Annotated in this window: 17 protein-coding genes; 12 read left to right on the top strand and 5 right to left on the bottom strand. The window is 46.7% G+C overall.

Translation table 11 applies throughout. The annotated features are described in order from the left end of the window. The first annotated feature begins 13 nt into the window (after positions 1 to 13). Positions 14 to 472: a hypothetical protein gene (locus NLX78_RS23955; RefSeq protein ID WP_254351749.1), complete on the top strand. Its 459-nt coding sequence runs from the start codon at positions 14 to 16 to the stop codon at positions 470 to 472. Between the two features lie 70 nt (positions 473 to 542). Here the strand turns inward: NLX78_RS23955 and NLX78_RS23950 are convergent, their stop codons facing one another. Both NLX78_RS23950 and NLX78_RS23945 read right to left on the bottom strand, forming a co-directional pair. Next, entirely contained in the window at positions 543 to 1,157 is a 615-nt protein-coding gene (locus tag NLX78_RS23950) for a hypothetical protein (protein ID WP_254351731.1), read from the bottom strand. Then, positions 1,150 to 2,073, bottom strand: a complete 924-nt coding sequence (locus NLX78_RS23945; protein WP_250267212.1) for a hypothetical protein — start codon at positions 2,071 to 2,073, stop codon at positions 1,150 to 1,152. Before NLX78_RS23945 ends, NLX78_RS23950 begins: the two co-directional genes overlap by 8 nt. 117 nt (positions 2,074 to 2,190) lie before the next feature. Between NLX78_RS23945 and NLX78_RS23940 the strand changes: the two genes are divergently transcribed. The 4 genes from NLX78_RS23940 to NLX78_RS23925 all read left to right on the top strand — a co-directional run bounded on the left by NLX78_RS23940 (position 2,191) and on the right by NLX78_RS23925 (position 6,028). After that, positions 2,191 to 2,748, top strand: a complete 558-nt coding sequence (locus NLX78_RS23940; RefSeq protein WP_250267213.1) for a GNAT family N-acetyltransferase — start codon at positions 2,191 to 2,193, stop codon at positions 2,746 to 2,748. 250 nt (positions 2,749 to 2,998) lie between these two features. Next, complete coding sequence (locus NLX78_RS23935; protein WP_322174116.1) at positions 2,999 to 4,297, top strand: ABC transporter substrate-binding protein; 1,299 nt, start codon at positions 2,999 to 3,001, stop codon at positions 4,295 to 4,297. 38 nt (positions 4,298 to 4,335) lie between these two features. Continuing rightward, positions 4,336 to 5,208, top strand: coding sequence for a carbohydrate ABC transporter permease (locus tag NLX78_RS23930; RefSeq protein ID WP_061830759.1), 873 nt, complete (start codon positions 4,336 to 4,338; stop codon positions 5,206 to 5,208). Then, the gene (locus tag NLX78_RS23925) at positions 5,198 to 6,028 is read left to right on the top strand and encodes a carbohydrate ABC transporter permease (protein WP_013308340.1); all 831 of its coding nucleotides are present in this window, start codon (positions 5,198 to 5,200) and stop codon (positions 6,026 to 6,028) included. The genes NLX78_RS23930 and NLX78_RS23925 overlap by 11 nt, the downstream gene beginning before the upstream one ends. Before the next feature lie 10 nt (positions 6,029 to 6,038). Here the strand turns inward: NLX78_RS23925 and NLX78_RS23920 are convergent, their stop codons facing one another. After that, a complete protein-coding gene (locus tag NLX78_RS23920) occupies positions 6,039 to 6,875 on the bottom strand; it encodes an AraC family transcriptional regulator (RefSeq protein ID WP_254351729.1) in 837 nt (278 codons plus the stop codon). 138 nt (positions 6,876 to 7,013) lie between these two features. Here NLX78_RS23920 and NLX78_RS23915 point away from each other — a divergent pair, with 138 nt between their 5' ends. After that, positions 7,014 to 8,300 (top strand): Gfo/Idh/MocA family protein, encoded by a 1,287-nt coding sequence (locus NLX78_RS23915; RefSeq protein ID WP_254330092.1) that lies wholly within the window; start codon positions 7,014 to 7,016, stop codon positions 8,298 to 8,300. A 111-nt stretch (positions 8,301 to 8,411) separates the two neighbouring features. Here the strand turns inward: NLX78_RS23915 and NLX78_RS23910 are convergent, their stop codons facing one another. Continuing rightward, positions 8,412 to 9,251, bottom strand: a complete 840-nt coding sequence (locus NLX78_RS23910) for a carbonic anhydrase (RefSeq protein ID WP_254351728.1) — start codon at positions 9,249 to 9,251, stop codon at positions 8,412 to 8,414. Between the two features lie 224 nt (positions 9,252 to 9,475). On the opposite strand from NLX78_RS23910, the gene adhP reads away from it, so the two are divergent. Next, positions 9,476 to 10,492, top strand: a complete 1,017-nt coding sequence (adhP, locus tag NLX78_RS23905; protein WP_061830749.1) for an alcohol dehydrogenase AdhP — start codon at positions 9,476 to 9,478, stop codon at positions 10,490 to 10,492. 80 nt (positions 10,493 to 10,572) lie between these two features. Here adhP and NLX78_RS23900 read toward each other — a convergent pair whose 3' ends face one another. Then, complete coding sequence (locus NLX78_RS23900) at positions 10,573 to 10,938, bottom strand: winged helix-turn-helix transcriptional regulator (RefSeq protein ID WP_069292048.1); 366 nt, start codon at positions 10,936 to 10,938, stop codon at positions 10,573 to 10,575. A 187-nt stretch (positions 10,939 to 11,125) separates the two neighbouring features. On the opposite strand from NLX78_RS23900, the gene NLX78_RS23895 reads away from it, so the two are divergent. From NLX78_RS23895 to NLX78_RS23875, 5 genes are all read left to right on the top strand, one after another. Continuing rightward, positions 11,126 to 12,322 (top strand): MFS transporter, encoded by a 1,197-nt coding sequence (locus tag NLX78_RS23895; RefSeq protein ID WP_254351727.1) that lies wholly within the window; start codon positions 11,126 to 11,128, stop codon positions 12,320 to 12,322. A 31-nt stretch (positions 12,323 to 12,353) separates the two neighbouring features. Beyond that, positions 12,354 to 13,196: an aldo/keto reductase gene (locus NLX78_RS23890; protein ID WP_254351726.1), complete on the top strand. Its 843-nt coding sequence runs from the start codon at positions 12,354 to 12,356 to the stop codon at positions 13,194 to 13,196. A 172-nt stretch (positions 13,197 to 13,368) separates the two neighbouring features. Next, positions 13,369 to 14,391, top strand: coding sequence for a LacI family DNA-binding transcriptional regulator (locus NLX78_RS23885; protein ID WP_069292049.1), 1,023 nt, complete (start codon positions 13,369 to 13,371; stop codon positions 14,389 to 14,391). Between the two features lie 181 nt (positions 14,392 to 14,572). Next, positions 14,573 to 16,048, top strand: coding sequence for a glycoside hydrolase family 32 protein (locus NLX78_RS23880; RefSeq protein ID WP_254351725.1), 1,476 nt, complete (start codon positions 14,573 to 14,575; stop codon positions 16,046 to 16,048). A 67-nt stretch (positions 16,049 to 16,115) separates the two neighbouring features. Then, a complete protein-coding gene (locus NLX78_RS23875; RefSeq protein WP_013308350.1) occupies positions 16,116 to 17,534 on the top strand; it encodes a sucrose-specific PTS transporter subunit IIBC in 1,419 nt (472 codons plus the stop codon). Positions 17,535 to 17,650 lie beyond the last annotated feature (116 nt).

The following is a 17,650-nucleotide window of genomic DNA, read 5'->3' as shown; positions in this document are numbered from 1 at the left end:
GAGGTAAAAAATGATGACTGAATCGACGACGAAAAGAGTACGTATTTCCCAATGGGACGCACTCTTGCTGGAATCATTACGCTCTTTAGGCTGGTCCCAAGAGGAATTAATCCGTTGGGTGCAGCAAAATGAGCTGCCAACGGACGGACCATCCGATTTTGATTATACAGAGCTTGTCACCGGGCTGGCGTCCCAAGAGCCGGAGGTGTTTGTCAGCGCGGTAACGGACGGATATCAGATCAAGTACAATACGATCCGGGGCATTCGTTCGTGGATTGCCGTTGCGTTCGGGCGGGAGCCTGAGCTGTCACTAGAGGAAGGAAGCGAAGCCGTTACATCCGAACTGACGAAGGCTGAGTATGATCGGCTGGAGAGAGTGCTGTCGTTAGGATGGTTCATCCAGGAAGTACATCCCGCGGCGGGCGAGACTTCAGGATTATACCGAATCGTGCCTGCTGCACAGACGAATTAAATCATGGGGATGGAGTAACACCATTCACCAGAAATGGAAACGAGCTGACCGTGAAGGCCAGCTCGTTTTTTTAATGCAATCCTTCTTCATCTTTTTTATTCAGCATAACCAGACTATTGTGAATGATCCGTGTCATGCAGTAAAAGCAGGCCATTCTGGTGGTTTGCATAATGTCTCCCAACAACATGGACATCGATTCCATATCGGAAAAGTGTCGGATAAGAATCCGATTAATAATTCCTTCACCAAACCAGACAAAATATAGCGGAACAATCATCTTTTGAATATAACGGGCTTTGCGCTCCAATTCGGGGTGGAGCGCAAAGTACCTATAAATATGGGTGAATGTATTAGAGAATCCCCACAAGTTAATAAAAGGAATCATGCGAGCAATGGCTCCCACGGTACGAATCGGATAATCGGAATGCTTTTGCCGGATGGCTTTATGTACTTGAACTAGCCAGATCAGATAGGTTACAAAACACAAGTAGTACAGCACAAAGCTAAAAACTGTAAATTTTTGCTCCAGCTCGTATAGATGATCATAATAAAAATCATTTGCGTAGATATACACTAATGTAAAAATAAGGATGATAAATTCGCCTATAGTGCCCACTGCTAGTAAGGCTTGATGTACGCTGCCAACTGTCTTGGATGGGAATGCTTTGGAATCTGGATCATTCAAGATGTACTTCCTCCCAATCTAGTTGCTTCAAATACACGATAGCATCCTCCAGTGTTTCTACGGGGATAATGCGTAACTTGAGTCCATGCTCCTTTTGAACTCGGGCAGCCTCTGCTTCGTTGCCTTCCTCACCGTACCATTCATAATCTGCCGGTACGAAAAATAGATCAACCTTTGCCGCCTCGGCTCCCAGCAGCTTTTGCTCCAGTCCACCGACTGATCCGACATCTCCGTATTCTTCCATTGTGCCAGAGCCTGCGATTTTGTGACGTCCGCCATCTGAAAAGTCGATATTATTGGCTTCCTCATACAGTCCGATACCTGTCATCAGACCCAAGGAATTTCCCGAAAGATCCTGCAAATGAGTCAATAGCTCCGCATAGCGAGCATCCTCCAATTTGTTAAGATTCGAGAAAGTCGCCGTAGCCCCAGCTGTGTCGCTGTCTACGCTTAATTCCGTCGCTGCATGTACGGCTTGCATGGCAGAATATTTTAGCGTGTCCGTCTCTGTAAGGTCCTTCAAATAAGAGTCCACTTCATCAGGGGCAAGAGGTTCAAATTTAATCGCTCCCCCAGATACATTTTCACTGGAATATACATTCCAACGCTCCAGGAGATTGTTAGCAATACCCGTTTGCACAGACGCGAAAAACACGCTTCCCTGAACGCCAAGATCTTTGACCGGATGCATTTCTCCCTGCAAAATATACTGCGCAGGCATAGGCCTTGTTCCAATAAAGGCAGCGATAGCGGGGATCAGCAGCAGCGCGAAGATGAGTATACGTTCTCTGTTTATGCCAAATATCTTTTTGAGGAGATATGGATTACGGCTTGGCACCTCATTCACAACCTTTCCAACTGTTCTCATACGGATATCATCGGTTGAAATGATTAGAAAGGTTACATTTTTCACCATAAATGACCGATAAGAGTATAGTAGTATTCATATTTTTTACGCTCTGCCAGATCATCAGACGCTCATTTTTTATGCTATATTTTATACATAAGGAAAATTTGAGAGTTGAGGTGCAGCATGACATCAATGACTATTGTCGAATCATCCGTCAAACCAGGATTAATGGCTTTTCAGGCAAGCACTGAAGATCAGGAGCAGGTTCAGGAGTTAATTTTAAAGACGGCCAGATGGCTGCACAGCAAAGGCTCTACGCAATGGGGACGCTTACTAAAAGGAAAAGATGATCATAACCTAGGCGGTGCTATTGCACGCGGAGAAGTGGTTATTTTCCGAGCATCAGAGGATCATGGCTTGGCAGGCGCAGTGATCTTGCAGCAGCAACCCAGTGCATGGGACCGTAAGTTGTGGGGACTAGACGAAACGGATTCTGAAGGAGGAACCTCAGTATATCTGCATCGTTTGGTTGTGGATCGCGATAGCACCGGGAAGGGGCTAGGCCGTGAGCTGATGCAATGGATTGAACGAGGCATCCACTTCACAGGCAAGGATCGAATCCGTTTAGACTGTATTGCGGGCAATGACAAGCTTAGCGAGTTTTACAGACAATGCGGTTATACGTATATAGGCGAAACGAACGGCTATAATATTTTTGAAAAGATGCTTATAAAGTCATAGAAAACGGAATCATACTGAAGGAATACGAAAGAAGGAAGCAGGTGATCTGCATTCTTCTTTTTTTGTTGTATAGCCCTTTACTTTCCCTTGGTCGCTGTCATATCAGAGCCCCAAAAGAAAAAAATTTATATAAAAATGAAAATGGGGATATCGCGCCTCCCCCTCCTACATATGATGATAGGGAAAGTTTTGTAAGCGCTTCAAAATAAGGATGACATACAACCATGCGAAGCTACAGGAGGCGGTTAAGGTGGACAATTACATGAGCTGGATAAAGATTGGATTTTTTCTCAGCGTTCTGTTTTTACTTGCAGCGGCATGCAGTACCTCTCCCAAAATAGAGGAGACAGAAGGGCAAAAAGTGCGACTTACGATGCAGGCTTGGGGTAATCCTGCGGAGGTGAAGGTGTATCAGCGGGCGCTGGATGCATTTGAAAAGGAAAACCCAAATATCGAGGTTAAGCTGGTGCCTGTACCGGGAGACCAATATGAGCAAAAGCTGTTGACACAGCTTCAGGGAAGTCGCGGACCGGATGTGTTTTATTCGTATGAATCGACGATTGCGCGTTTGATCGGGGCGAAGCAGGTACAGCCTTTGGGTGAGTTTTTAAAAAGTGATGCGAGTGATGTGAAGGCTGAGGATTTTCCGGAAGGATTGTGGGGACCGGCAAAGCGTGATGGGGAAATTTATGGGGTCACTCCCGACTCCAACCCAATGGTCATGTATTACAACAAAAAGGTATTTAAGGAAGCAGGCGTGAAGACGCCGCAAGAATACTATGACGAAGGCAAGTGGAATTGGGACGCCTTTGAAGAGGTTACATCCAAGCTGAAGGCAGCCGGAAAGCAGGGTTATATTGCGGAAAACTGGTGGGCTCACTGGTATTCATGGGTGTGGTCGAATGGCGGTCAGATCTTTGATGAACAAGGCAAATATGTGCTGGACCACAATGAAAAGGGCAAGGAAGCCTTCGGTTTTATGTACGATATGGTGAAAAAGGGAAATGCGGTATATCTCGGCTCGCTTCCCAAAGGGCAAGGGGCTGACGCGATGTTCATGTCCAATCAAGTCGGTATGCTGGCGGCGGGAAGATGGCTGGAACCCTTGTTTAGCCAAAATAAAAGCCTCGACTTCGATTATATCTACTGGCCATCCAATACCGGTAAGAATGAGCCCGTTGCCATTCCGGTTGCCTATGTAGCTGTAAACAAAAATAGTCCGCATGTGCAAGAGGCCATGAAGTTGGCAGCATTCTACGTCTCTGTGAAGGGGCAGGAGGCCCGGCTGGTTGAAGGTGGGAATGCCATGGGTACGCTTGCTGCCGCAGATGAGAGCATTATGAAAAAGGCGACAATTGAGCATTCAAGCTATTTGACCGAAGGACGTAACATAGGGCATGCTCATGGATCTGCACTGGCCTATGATGCTCAGGTGCCAGGGCTGAACTCGGATATCACGGAAACCATCGATCTGATGTTCCTGGGCAAGCAGGATGCTGCGGCAACTATTGAAAAGTTGAATCAGATCATATCCAAGGCGGTCAAGTAGGCACGGGGTGGGTCGTGACCGGGGAGGAAGGTGACAAGATGCAGAAAAAGCATCAAGCGCTGTGGGGCTATCTATTTATTGGCCCCCAGTTTTTGGGTCTGTTATGTTTTTCGCTGTTGCCGTTGCTATATGCACTTTACTTAAGCTTTGTAAACTGGGATGGATTTGGCGTACCCTTGTTTGTCGGCTTGGACAATTTCAAGGGCCAATTATCTGATCCTGATTTTTGGAAGGCACTCATCAATACGATGTACTATATGGTGCTGGTCATTCCGGCGGGGATTATATTGGCTCTGCTCGTAGCCATCGTGCTCAACAAAGTGAAGGGCAAGGAAATTTATCGCTTGTTCTTTTTCATGCCTGTCGTAACCAGTTCGGTATCGGTTGGTGTCATCTGGATGTGGATACTGAACGGCGAATTTGGCATTTTAAATCATCTGCTGCGAGCGATTGGGATTACAGGCCCGATGTGGCTTACCGATACGCAGTGGGTGATTCCGTCGATTGCGCTTTTGAGCATATGGTTGGGACTGGGATATAATATGGTCATTTTTCTGGCAGGACTCCAGGGTATCTCCAAAAGCTATTACGAGGCAGCCGAAATTGACGGGGCCAGCAAGTTCCAGCAGCTAAGGTATATTACATTGCCGCTGTTGTCACCGACGACCTTTTTTGTGACCATCATGATGGTCATCAGTTCTTTTCAGGTGTTCGATCAGGCGTTTGTCATGACGAATGGAGGGCCAGCCAAAGCAAGCTATACGCTGGTGTACCACATTTATGATCAGGCGTTCATTGACTTCACGATGGGAGAAAGTGCTGCGGCAGCAATGATTTTGTTCGTGATCATTCTCGTATTTACACTGCTGCAATTTAAAATGCAAAAGAGGTGGGTGCACTATGGAGATTAGTTCCAGAGGTAGGGTATTCCTGCGCCATGTGCTGCTCGCTGTCGGCTCTTTAGTCATGTTTTTTCCATTCCTGTGGACTGTTCTCAGTTCCCTGAAGGATATTTCTCAAATTTTCGTCGTCCCACCTCAATGGATTCCTGATCCGTTCGTATGGAGCAACTATCCGGCATCGCTGGAGGCAATGCCCTTCGTGCAGGCGTATATGAATAGCTTTTACATTACGGTGATCATCGTGACAGCGACACTGATTAGCGCGTCTATGGCGGCGTATGCTTTTGCTAAAATCCGATTTCCGGGCTCGAACATACTGTTTATCTTGTTCCTCGCTACGATGATGGTGCCCAAGCAGGTGACGATGATTCCGTTATATTTGGTGATGGATCGCATCGGTTGGCTGGATACACATTGGTCGCTGATCGTACCTGGAGCCTTGTTTAATGCATTCGCAGTGTTTCTGCTCCGCCAGTTCGTCATGGGTATCCCACGCGATCTAGAGGAAGCGGCGGTAATGGATGGGGCGGGCTACATTCGTATTTACTGGAGCGTCATTTTGCCACTCATTCGTCCGGCATTGGCGGCGATAGGGATTTTCACCTTTTTGGGTGCCTGGAACAGCTTTCTTGATCCGCTTATCTATCTCAATACACCGGAGAAATTCACGGTTCCGCTTTTACTTAACAATTTCAAAGGGTTATATACCGCCGATTGGTCACTGATGATGGCGGGTACCACCATTTCTGTTGTCCCGGTGCTAATCGTCTACATCATTGCCCAAAAGCAAATTATTGAAGGCATCACCTTGACGGGAATTAAGGGGTAGGGGCATCTCTCTACTCCTTTTTGTATTTTTTTCGGTACTGTAGTGGGGTGTGCCCGGTAAGGTGCTTGAATACACGACCAAAGTGAGCGATGCTGTCAAAACCCGTTTTTTCAGCAATGGAAGTCACTTTCCAGCTTGTTTCTCTTAAATACGCCCGAGCCTGCTGGACCCGCACATCCTGAAGATATTCTACTAAGGTAAAACCTGTTGTCTGCTTGAAAATACGGCATAAATACGTGCTGCTAATATAAAAATGCTCAGCCAGCCGATCTAGCGACAGGCTCTCGTCATAATGAGCATGCAGGTATGCGATGACCGAGTACACGCGCTGCTGCTTTTCGCTACGTTCCGGTGCAATGGTATCGGCAGTGGCCGATTGTATGCGCCGGATACGGATAAGGAGCTGGAGTAGCAAGCTCTGGAGATATAGCTGGCGGTAGGCATGTTCTTGGTGGTATTCATCTAGCATTTGCCGGAATAGGTGTTCCAGCTCGCATTGTTCTTCCGCGGAGGGGCGAAGCAGAAAGCTTTTCTCTGGCAGAAGAAGCTGGTTCTGATCGCTGGAGGGAGAGACGGTCATTGACGAGGCTGCAAATTCTTCATCAAAGTTAATCAAAATCCGTTCATGGCTACCGCTACCCTTGTTACTCGTACGGTGAAAATCATGTTTGCTGATCCAAATCAGATCGCCCTTCTGGAGGGCGTATACCCGTTGATTAATGTAGTAGTAGCGCTCTCCTGCCAGCAAATAATAGATTTCGTGCGCTTGGTGGACATGGTCGGCGGACATGCTGAATGGCACCTTCCGAAACGCTTGCTCGATGGCAAAACGGGGTGTAGCGATCATATCGATAGTCTCCTTTAGTGAAAGAATACATAAGGATAATATATGTATATTTTACGGGAAAAATCATAATAAAAGCGAAGATTTTGCTCTTTCTTATACTATAAAATAAAAGCAATTCATGTAAAGGGTGTGAACCAATTGGCTAAAATCAAATATGCACTTGTGGGTACCGGAGGAAGAGCCGAATTTTTTTACGGTGAAGTTGTTACCGTTTTCAAAGATACCTCGGAGCTGATCGCGTTCTGTGACGTCAATCAGACGAGAATGGATTATGCCAATCGTCTGCTGCAGGAGAAATACGAGCATGAGCCGATTCCGACCTATAAAGCTCACGAGTTTGATCGGATGATCGCGGAGACGCAGCCGGATATCGTCATTGTCACGACCATTGACCGGGTGCATCATCGGTATATTATCCGGGCGATGGAGCTGGGCTGTGATGTCATTTCCGAGAAGCCGATGACGGTGGATGAAGATAAATGCCAAGACATTTTGGATGCCATAGACCGCACGGGACGGAAGCTGCGCGTCACCTTTAATTACCGCTATGCGCCGCATAATACGAAAATCCGTGAGCTGATCATGGACGGAACGCTCGGAGAGGTGCTGTCAGTCAATTTTGAATGGCTGCTGAATACACAGCATGGCGCGGATTATTTCCGTCGGTGGCACCGGGACAAGCGCAATAGCGGCGGTCTGCTGGTGCATAAATCGACGCATCATTTTGATCTGATGAACTTCTGGCTTGGCTCGAAACCGGAGACGGTGTATGCGATGGGGGATCTGAAATTTTATGGCCGGGAAAATGCGGAGCAGCGTGGCGTGACGGAGTTTTATCAACGGGCTTACGGCAGCAAGGCAGCGGAAAATGACCCCTTTGCGCTACACCTGGACCGTAACGAGCATCTAAAAAGCATGTATCTGGATGCTGAGCATGAGGATGGCTATGTGCGGGATCAAAGCGTATTTGGCGACAATATCAGCATTGAAGATACGCTGAGTGTCATGGTGAAGTATCAGAACAAGACGGTAATGAACTATTCGCTGAATGCTTACATGCCTTGGGAGGGCTTTATCATCGTATTTAACGGCACGAAGGGACGGATGGAGGTTCGGGTATCCGAGCAATCCTATGTTAATTCCGGTGGCAGCAAGGCAGATGAGGGTGCGCTAAAAGAGAAGACCATCACCATCTATCCCCACTTTGCAGCACCTTATGAGGTCGAAGTAGAGGAAGGCCAGGGTGGTCATGGCGGAGGAGATCCAGTTATGCTGCGTGATATTTTCGATAAGCCGGCAGAGGATCGGTTCCATCGTGCGGCCTCACATATGGACGGTGCATGGTCCATTTTAACAGGCATTGCCGCCAACCGTTCTATGCGTACAGGTCAACCGGTGAAGGTGGAGGAACTGGTGCGCTTGTAATGAGCAGTAAATTTAATACCGAAAAGCCCCCTCTAACTAGATGAATAGAGGGGGCTTTTCGGTTGTATTTATATATAGAATGCACCTTACATCTTACGGCACTTTATTTTATTATTTATCGGCAGTCAGTTCCCGGGTTCCCAGTTGTTGTACAGGACGATGGTTATCGGGGAAAATGGCAGCAAACTGGTTGATTTGGTCTGCGGACATTTCAATAGGCTGCTCCAGCACTGTCCAATTTACATGTTCTGTGCATGGCGGGGTAGTCAGCGATCCATTGTAGCGAACGGAGTGCAGGTCTTTTGGCAGCAGCGCAGCGAGATCTATTTTTTCATCTAGAGCCGCCGCTTCTTGGGAATTATCTTTCGGTAGTTTGGACCAAATGCGGTTGAAAGCCTTGTTTTCTTTGCCACTTTGGATAAGGACTCCTAAGACAGCTGTGCTTCCGTTGTCGCTTTGATGGACAAAATGAAGCTCCATTTCAGCATTTTTACCATCTATTTGGTGTTCGCTCGGGTGATGAAAATGAAACTGCTTTAAAGTGAATTTAGTACCGTCCAGCATGATGCTATTGCTGGCATCGGCAACATTGATTTGCACAGTGTGCCCATTGTTCAAAATGGATGCTTTCGTATTAGTGTAATGAACTTGCAGCGGTTGCTGCGTTTGCGATGCTTCCAAATGGGTATGCTCTATATTGACAGGAGATTGTTCGTGGCCGTTACCACAAGCAACAAAATCTTTTTCCAGCTCTCCCCAATGCTCCGGTCCCTGATCTCCTTCATAAGACCAGTGCGGGCCTTTTTGAACAACCGCATGAGCGTTGGTAGCTGATAAGGATGAAGTGCTGGTGGTACTAGAAATGGCGGGCTGTGAATTGCATCCTGTTACTGATACAACCAAGATAATGGCAAATATGCTGAACAGGCAACCTTTCCAGTTTTTTTTCATGTTTCTTTATCCTTCTTCCAAATAGAGTATGTGAAACTTTTTACATTGTAAATTATTGTACAAAGTTCCTACAAGGGTCCAAGGACTTAGAAAGAAGCATTTTTCGATTAAATAGTTTTAAGTTAGTAAGTTAGATTTATGTTTGTCCTTTTTGGGCAAGAGTTACTATAATAATGGAGTGTGCATTACAAAATAATTCCATATTATTTAAAGGAGAGATCTACATGAAAGCAGCAATTGTTACAAAAGACAAGAAAGTCAGTGTAGAAGAGAAACCTTTACGCTCCCTGAAGCATGGGGAAGCGTTAGTCCAAGTCGAGTATTGCGGAGTTTGCCACACAGATTTACATGTGAAAAATGCGGATTTTGGTGATGTCACAGGCAGAGTTCTGGGGCATGAAGGTATTGGGAAAGTCATTGAATTAGGTGAAGGAGTAACCAGTCTTAAGATTGGTGATCGCGTAAGTATTGCCTGGATGTTCCAAAGCTGCGGTCACTGCGAATATTGCCTAACCGGGCGGGAAACGCTGTGTCGTGAAGTTAAAAATGCCGGATATACGGTAGACGGTGCAATGGCAGAGCAATGTATTGTCACAGCTGACTACGCGGTCAAAGTACCAGATAGTCTTGATCCTGCCGCTGCAAGTAGTGTAACTTGCGCAGGGGTTACCACATATAAAGCAGTTAAAGTAAGTGAAGTCAAACCAGGACAATGGATCGGTATCTTCGGCATTGGTGGCTTGGGTAACCTGGCTGTGCAATACGCCAAAAATGTATTCAATGCTAAAGTTGTAGCCTTTGACATCAGTGATGAAAAACTAGAACTGGCCAAACAAATTGGTGCTGACTATATCGTTAACAGCATGAAAGAAGATCCGGTCGCTCGAGCTAAGGAGTTAACAAACGGTGCTGGTCTGGATGCAACCGTGGTTACTGCTGTTGCCAAAACACCTTTCAACCAGGCCATCGACGTTGTGAAGGCTGGCGCGCGTGTCGTAGCTGTAGGTCTCCCAACCGATAAGATGGATCTGGACATTCCACGTCTGGTTCTGGACGGCATTCAAGTTATTGGCTCCTTGGTCGGCACTCGTGAAGACCTTAAAGAAGCGTTCCAGTTCGCTGCAGAAGGTAAAGTTGTCCCTCTTGTACAAAAACGTCCGCTCGAAGACATTAATGAGATCTTCGAGGAGATGGAGCAGGGCAAAATCCAAGGACGCATGGTCATTGATTTCACAAATTAAAATGATGTCCAATTCGTAACCCTTGGAATTCGGAGAGAGAGAAAGCGCCTGCTGATGTATTGCGGGCGCTCTTTTTGGCTTTACAAATTATTCAGAATGTTATCTTCCAAAACCGCAGATTTATCCCCGTATTCTTTAATAATATGTCTTTCTCCCCAAGCACAAAGAGAATCTAAAATGCCTTTCAGACTACATCCATATTCACTAAGCTCGTACTCCACCTTGGGTGGAACCTGATTATAGCTAATCCGATTGACAATGCCGTCTTCCTCTAATTCACGAAGCTGCTGAGTCAGCATTTTTTGTGTTATGGAAGGCATCATCCGTTTTAATTCGCTTGTCCGCATCTTTCCATGTGTCAAATGACACAGAATGACGCATTTCCATTTCCCCCCGATCACCTCTAACGTCGCCTCAACAGAGATATTGTATTTTTTCTTCCCCAATGCCGATCCCCCCATGTGTATCGCTTCTGTTATACATACCTTAACAGCCTGTTTTGATCAAAAAGAACTTTATTTAGGGTACTTTTTAGTACCTATATCACTAAAAAGTACGTACTGTTCATATTTGCTTGAATAACTCATAATAACATCTGCTGGTCGAAGATTTCTATAGATAGGAGTGAAAAACATGTCGCCAGAATCAAAACGAAGTATCTGGCCATTACTGGCTCTAGCCGTAAGCGCCTTTGCGATTGGGACAACTGAGTTCATCAGCGTGGGACTGCTTCCCCTGATTGCTGAAGACTTGCACATATCTGTAACGATGTCTGCACTAACTGTAACGCTGTATGCATTAGGGGTCACCATCGGGGCACCTGTCTTGACCTCATTAACATCAAGTGTTCCCCGTAAAACGTTGCTGCTGTGGATCATGATTATATTTATTGCAGGCAACAGCCTCGCTGCGGTCTCTAGCGGAATTGCCTTGCTGCTGATTGCACGTGTGATCTCGGCGTTCGCTCATGGGGTGTTCATGTCCATCGGTTCCACCATCGCGGCCGATCTTGTGCCGGATGATCGGCGAGCGAGTGCGATTTCCATTATGTTCTCCGGGTTGACCGTAGCCACGGTTACAGGCGTACCTTTGGGTACCTACATTGGGCAGCAATGGGGTTGGAGGGCAGCATTTATGGCGATTGTGGTCGTCGGTGTAGTGGCACTCATCGCCAATCTGATTCTGCTGCCATCTACGCTGCGCAAAGGGAACAAGACTCCTTTCCGCGAGCAGGTCAAACTGGTTACCAATGGTCGCTTGCTACTCGCATTTATCATTACAGCTTTGGGGTATGGAGGCACATTTGTGGTATTTACTTATTTATCTCCATTACTTCACGACATAACCGGATTTCAGCAAAGTACGGTAACGTTTATACTTTTGCTGTATGGAATTGCGATTGCCATCGGGAATGTTATTGGCGGAAAAGCAGCAAACCGCAAGCCGCTTTCAGCTTTGTTTTACATGTTTCTGATTCAAGCAGTGATCCTGTTTCTCCTGTTGTTCACGGCACCTTTTAAAACGGCAGGACTGATTACGATCTTCTTTATGGGATTGCTTGCGTTTATGAACGTGCCCGGGCTACAGGTATATGTCGTCATGTTAGCCGAACGGTTTGCACCCAAAGCTGTCGATGTTGCCTCTGCTGTTAATATTGCAGCTTTCAACGCAGGGATAGCCATCGGAGCTTATGTAGGCGGGATTGTAACGGATTCACTCGGTCTCATTCATACGGCCTGGATCGGGAGCATTATGGTTTTCGTTGCGGTTTTGCTCACAGGCTGGAGTCGTATGCTCGAAAAAAGGGATATAACCCCCATTACAGGTTAAAGCTTTTAAAAAATAGAGAGGAAGATTCAAAATGACACAAAACTTACAAAGCACAACATTGTTAAACAACGGAGTTCGCATGCCTTGGTTTGGCATCGGGGTATTTAAAGTGGAAGAAGGTTCGGAGCTGGTCGATGCTATAAAGGCTGCTGTAAAGCATGGCTACCGCAGTATAGATACAGCTGCAATCTATGCGAACGAAAGCAGTGTAGGGCAGGCTATTCAGGAAGCCCTTCAGGAAAATAATCTGTCCAGAGAAGAACTGTTCGTCACGTCCAAAGTGTGGAATGCAGATTTAGGCTATGAAGAGACACGAGCAGCTTATGAAGCCAGTCTGGACAAGCTGGGTCTGGAATATCTGGATCTATATCTGATTCATTGGCCAGTTCAAGGAAAGTATAAAGAAGCTTGGAGAGCGTTGGAATCCTTGTATAAAGAAGGACGGATTAAGGCAATTGGAGTCAGCAACTTCCAGATTCATCATTTGGAAGATCTCATGAAGGATGCTGAAATCAAGCCCATGATCAATCAGGTGGAATTCCATCCACAATTAACCCAAGCCGAGCTGTTGCAATTCTGTCAAAAGAACGACATTCAAATGGAAGCCTGGTCTCCGTTAATGCAAGGCCAATTGCTCGATCATCCGGTACTGCAAGACATAGCGACCAAGTATGGCAAATCGGTGGCGCAAGTGATTTTACGCTGGGATGTGCAGCAGGGAGTTGTCACCATTCCCAAGTCTACCAAGGCGCATCGGATCGTCGAAAATGCCGACATTTTTGACTTCGAACTGACGCGCGAGGATATGGATCGAATTCAGGCGTTAAATGCCGATCTTCGGGTAGGTCCAGACCCGGATAACTTTGATTTTTAAAATTACGTTCATCATGAGACGCCGTTTCCTTCTTCACTGAAGGGACGGCGTTTTGTTTGTGCATGATGGGTCTGGAGCTACAGCAATCCAATCCCGCCATATGGTATTATAGGGTTATGTGAAAAGAGACGTTTTGGAAGCTTGTGAATACGAAAAATCACCGGGGGACTTCATGAATAAGACGATTGCAGATATAGCCCAAATGGCTGGCGTATCCAAGAGCACGGTATCCCGTTTTTTGAACGGCGGGTCTGTCAGCGTGGATACGAAACGAAAAATTGAAAAAGTGGTTAAAGCCACGGGCTATGTGCCCAATGCCTTTGCCCAGAGTCTTAAGGCGAAGCGGACCAACATCATCGGCACCGTTGTGCCGCGTCTAGATTCTTTTGCGACATCTCATACGCTGATGGGGATTGATGAGGAACTGCGTTCTCAGCATTATCAGATGCTGATCTCTAATACGAGCCAGGATGTACAGCGTGAAATCGAAGCCATTTATGAGCTGGGAAGACAAAAGATTTCGGGCATCATTTTGCTGGCTGCTCAAATTACAGACGACCATCTGGCCGCGATTCGTGACATTGGTATTCCGGTGTTGCTGGTGGGCCAGCAGCACGAGCAGCTTCATAGTCTTATCCATGATGACTATCGTGCAGGATATGATATCGGCACGTACGTTTTGTCACAGGGACACCGCGAAATTGCCTACGTTGGTGTTACTGAAAAGGATGTTGCCGTCGGTGTGCAGCGCAAGGAGGGCTTTAGGCAGGCTGTTCGCGATGCAGTGCCTGCTGAGTCTCATACGGACGATGCGATGCGAGCAGCAGGGTATGATATCAGATACTATGAGACCGGATTTAAAATGTCCGATGCACGGATTGCTGCATCCGCCATTTTGGACCATTTCAAGCCGTCGTTAATGGTGTGTGCTACGGATAATATCGCGCTGGGCGTAATCAATGCGGCTTATTCCAGAGGGATTGTCATCCCGTTGGATTTGTCGGTAACTGGCTTTGGGGGATACGATATTACGGAGGTCATTCACCCTGCCCTGACAACCGTTCAATATCCGTATATGGAGGCTGGACGTGTAGCAGCGCAAAATATTATGCGGCTGGTAGAACATAAATCGGTAGAAAAAGTGACGGTCATGAATTATTCTCTTATCGAAAGAGAAAGCGTTGACAAACGCTGAACAAGTGGATTATAATTTCTACGAAACCGGTTCCATAGCATTCGAGCACAAATGGAATCGGTTGCAAATCCATGGATGAGCATTTTTTTTAATCGTATAGGAACCGGTTCCGATTAAATATTTTTTTCATTAATTTGGAACCGGTTCCTGAAGCGAAGTTTTAATAAAATGAGGTACAACTATGAAAATGACAAGAGAACAAAAGTATCGAATGATCGAGCAGGCAGAGCCCGGTGAAATAGCCGGCTTGGAGGAGAAAGTGGAGCAATGTCACTGGCGGCAGGCGTTTCATATCCAGCCACCGACCGGTTTGCTCAATGACCCCAATGGATTTTCTTATTACCAAGGTGAATACCACTTGTTTTATCAGTGGTTTCCGCTCGGAACGGATCATGGGATGAAATACTGGTATCATCTGAAATCCAGAGATTTGGTCACATGGAATAGTGCGGGCATTGGGATCGCACCGGGGGACTATTTTGATTCGCATGGGGCTTATTCCGGCAGCGCACTGGAGCATGAGGGTAAGTTACACATGATGTATACAGGGAATACACGAGACGAAAACTGGATTAGACATCCTTATCAATGCATGGCTGTTATGGATGAGAACGGTCACATTACTAAATGGGAGCATCCTGTTATTGCCAATGTGCCAGAAGGCTATACAGACCATTTTCGTGATCCCAAGCTATGGAAAGACGGCGATAGCTTTTACTGTGTGATTGGTGCCCAGAGAACGAATTTAACAGGCTGCGCGGTCCTCTACCGATCAACTGACCTTCGTACGTGGGAGTTTGAGGGAGAATTGTGCACAGGCCTGGAGTCGTTTGGCTACATGTGGGAATGTCCAGATTATTTTGAACTGAACGAAGCGGGAGTCTTGATCTTTTCTCCTCAGGGCTTGGAGCCTTCTGGGGATGAAAATCGCAATATTTATCAATCGGGCTACGTAATCGGCAAGCTGTTGGATACCGGAACAAGAACACTGGAGCACGGTGCATTCCACGAGCTCGATAGAGGCTTTGACTTCTATGCGCCACAGACGATGATTGACCCACAGGGGCGGCGTATTATGGTGGCATGGATGGGCCTGCCGGATATCGAATATCCCACAGATCCGAACGGATGGGCTCATTGTCTGACATTACCAAGGGAGCTTACGCTTCATGAGGGCAAACTCTTGCAGCGGCCGATCCCTGAGCTGACTACGCTGCGTAGAAATCGTGAGGATCGGGTAGCTGACACGTTATTCTCAGAGAGCAAAACCTATGAAGGATTTACAGGTACGGCCTATGAGCTGATTTGTGAGGTAGATCTTTTGAGCGCTAAGGTGTTTGGTATTGAATTCCGTGCGAGTGAGACTGAGAAGACGGTGATTAAATATAATGCCGTCAGTCGCAAACTTGTATTGGACCGTTCGCAATCAGGTGAGCCTGTAGCCACTTCGTATGGTGAGGTACGGCAGTGTTCATGGGATAAGGATCATATCAAACTACATTTGTTTGTAGATGCGTCTTCAGTTGAGATTTTCGTCAATGATGGGGAAGAGGTGTTCACCAGTCGTATTTTTCCGCATCCAGAGAGTGACGAAATACGCTTTTTTGCCGACAAGGGAGAGGCTCTCTTCCAGGCGGTAAAATGGGATTTTACATGAGTAGGCTAAAACATCAAGTGGTTCGTTAATCATCAAACATAACGGAATGAACGAGAGGATGAACATCATGGCGGAAAACAGAGAAATAGCTAAAGAAGTGATCCAGGCAATCGGTGGGCAAGAAAATATTGCATCTTTTGCTCATTGTGCGACGCGCTTGCGGATTATGGTGCATGACAAGGAGAAGATTGATCAGAAAAAAGTTGAGGAGATCGACAAGGTCAAGGGGGCTTTCTTCAATTCCGGGCAATATCAGATTATTTTTGGTACAGGTACGGTAAATCGAATTTTTGAAGAGGTCGAAAAGCTTGGCGTGACCGGTTCATCTAAAGAAGAGGTGAAGAGTCAGGCGAAAAAGGAAGGCAACGTCTTCCAACGCTCCATTCGTACCTTTGGCGATGTGTTTGTACCCATTATTCCTGTGCTGGTTGCTACGGGGCTGTTCATGGGGCTACGTGGCTTGCTCACTCAGCCGCAAATTCTCGCTCTACTCGGCATGACGCCACAGGACATTTCACCCAATTTTCTATTATACACACAAGTATTAACGGATACGGCCTTTGCTTTTCTTCCAGCGTTAGTCGCATGGTCAGCCTTTAGAGTATTCGGCGGTAGTCCAGTGCTGGGTATCGTTCTCGGTCTGATGCTGGTAAACCCGGCCTTGCCCAACGCTTATAGTGTTGCGGACGGCTCAGCCCATCCGTTGACGATGTTCGGGTTCATTCCTGTAGTGGGCTATCAAGGCTCGGTATTGCCAGCTTTCTTCGTGGGCTTGATCGGAGCCAAGCTGGAGCGAGCGCTGCGCAAACGGGTGCCTGAAGCGCTAGATCTGATTCTCACACCGTTTTTAACACTGTTGATCATGATCACTTTGGGATTGTTTGCCATCGGTCCGATTTTCCATTCACTCGAAGAATGGGTGCTGCACGGAACAACGTTTGTGCTGGATTTGCCTTTCGGTATTGCAGGGATTGTCATCGGTTTCTTGCATCAGATTATCGTCGTTACAGGTGTGCATCATATATTTAATTTCTTGGAAATTCAACTGCTTGAAAAGAACGGCGTAAATGCCTTTAACGCCATCATTACCTGCGCTATGGCTGCTCAAGGTGCTGCCTGTCTGGCGGTTGGGCTGAAAACGAAGAATAGCAAGCTGAAAGCGTTGGCACTTCCTTCCTCGTTGTCTGCTTTTCTGGGGATTACGGAGCCGGCTATTTTCGGGGTCAACCTGAGATACATGAAGCCTTTTGTTATGGGCCTTATCGGTGGGGCGGTTGGCGGTTTTATCGCTTCTGTCTTCCATTTGGCGGCTACAGGCATGGCAGTTACGGTCATTCCAGGCACGTTGCTCTACATGAATCATCAGCTTCCGCTTTACATTTTGGCGAACTTGGCTGCTATGGTTGTAGCCTTTGTCCTGACCTGGATGTTTGGCTATAACGATAAAATGTTGGAAGAGGTCAAAACAGCGGGTTCCTCCAATTAACACCACCCAAGTAATGCGAATACACGCAGATTTATACGCGTAATTATAAATATGATGGTCGTTCTACATGGAAACGCTCTTGGTCCCTAATGAAAAAGGACTACTAGAGCAGGGTT

This window comes from Paenibacillus sp. Lou8.1, from assembly GCF_024213565.1.
In the GTDB taxonomy this organism is placed as follows: domain Bacteria; phylum Bacillota; class Bacilli; order Paenibacillales; family Paenibacillaceae; genus Paenibacillus; species Paenibacillus polymyxa_B.
Note: the sequence above shows the minus strand (reverse complement) of the source record. Positions and strands in the feature narration are given on the sequence as shown.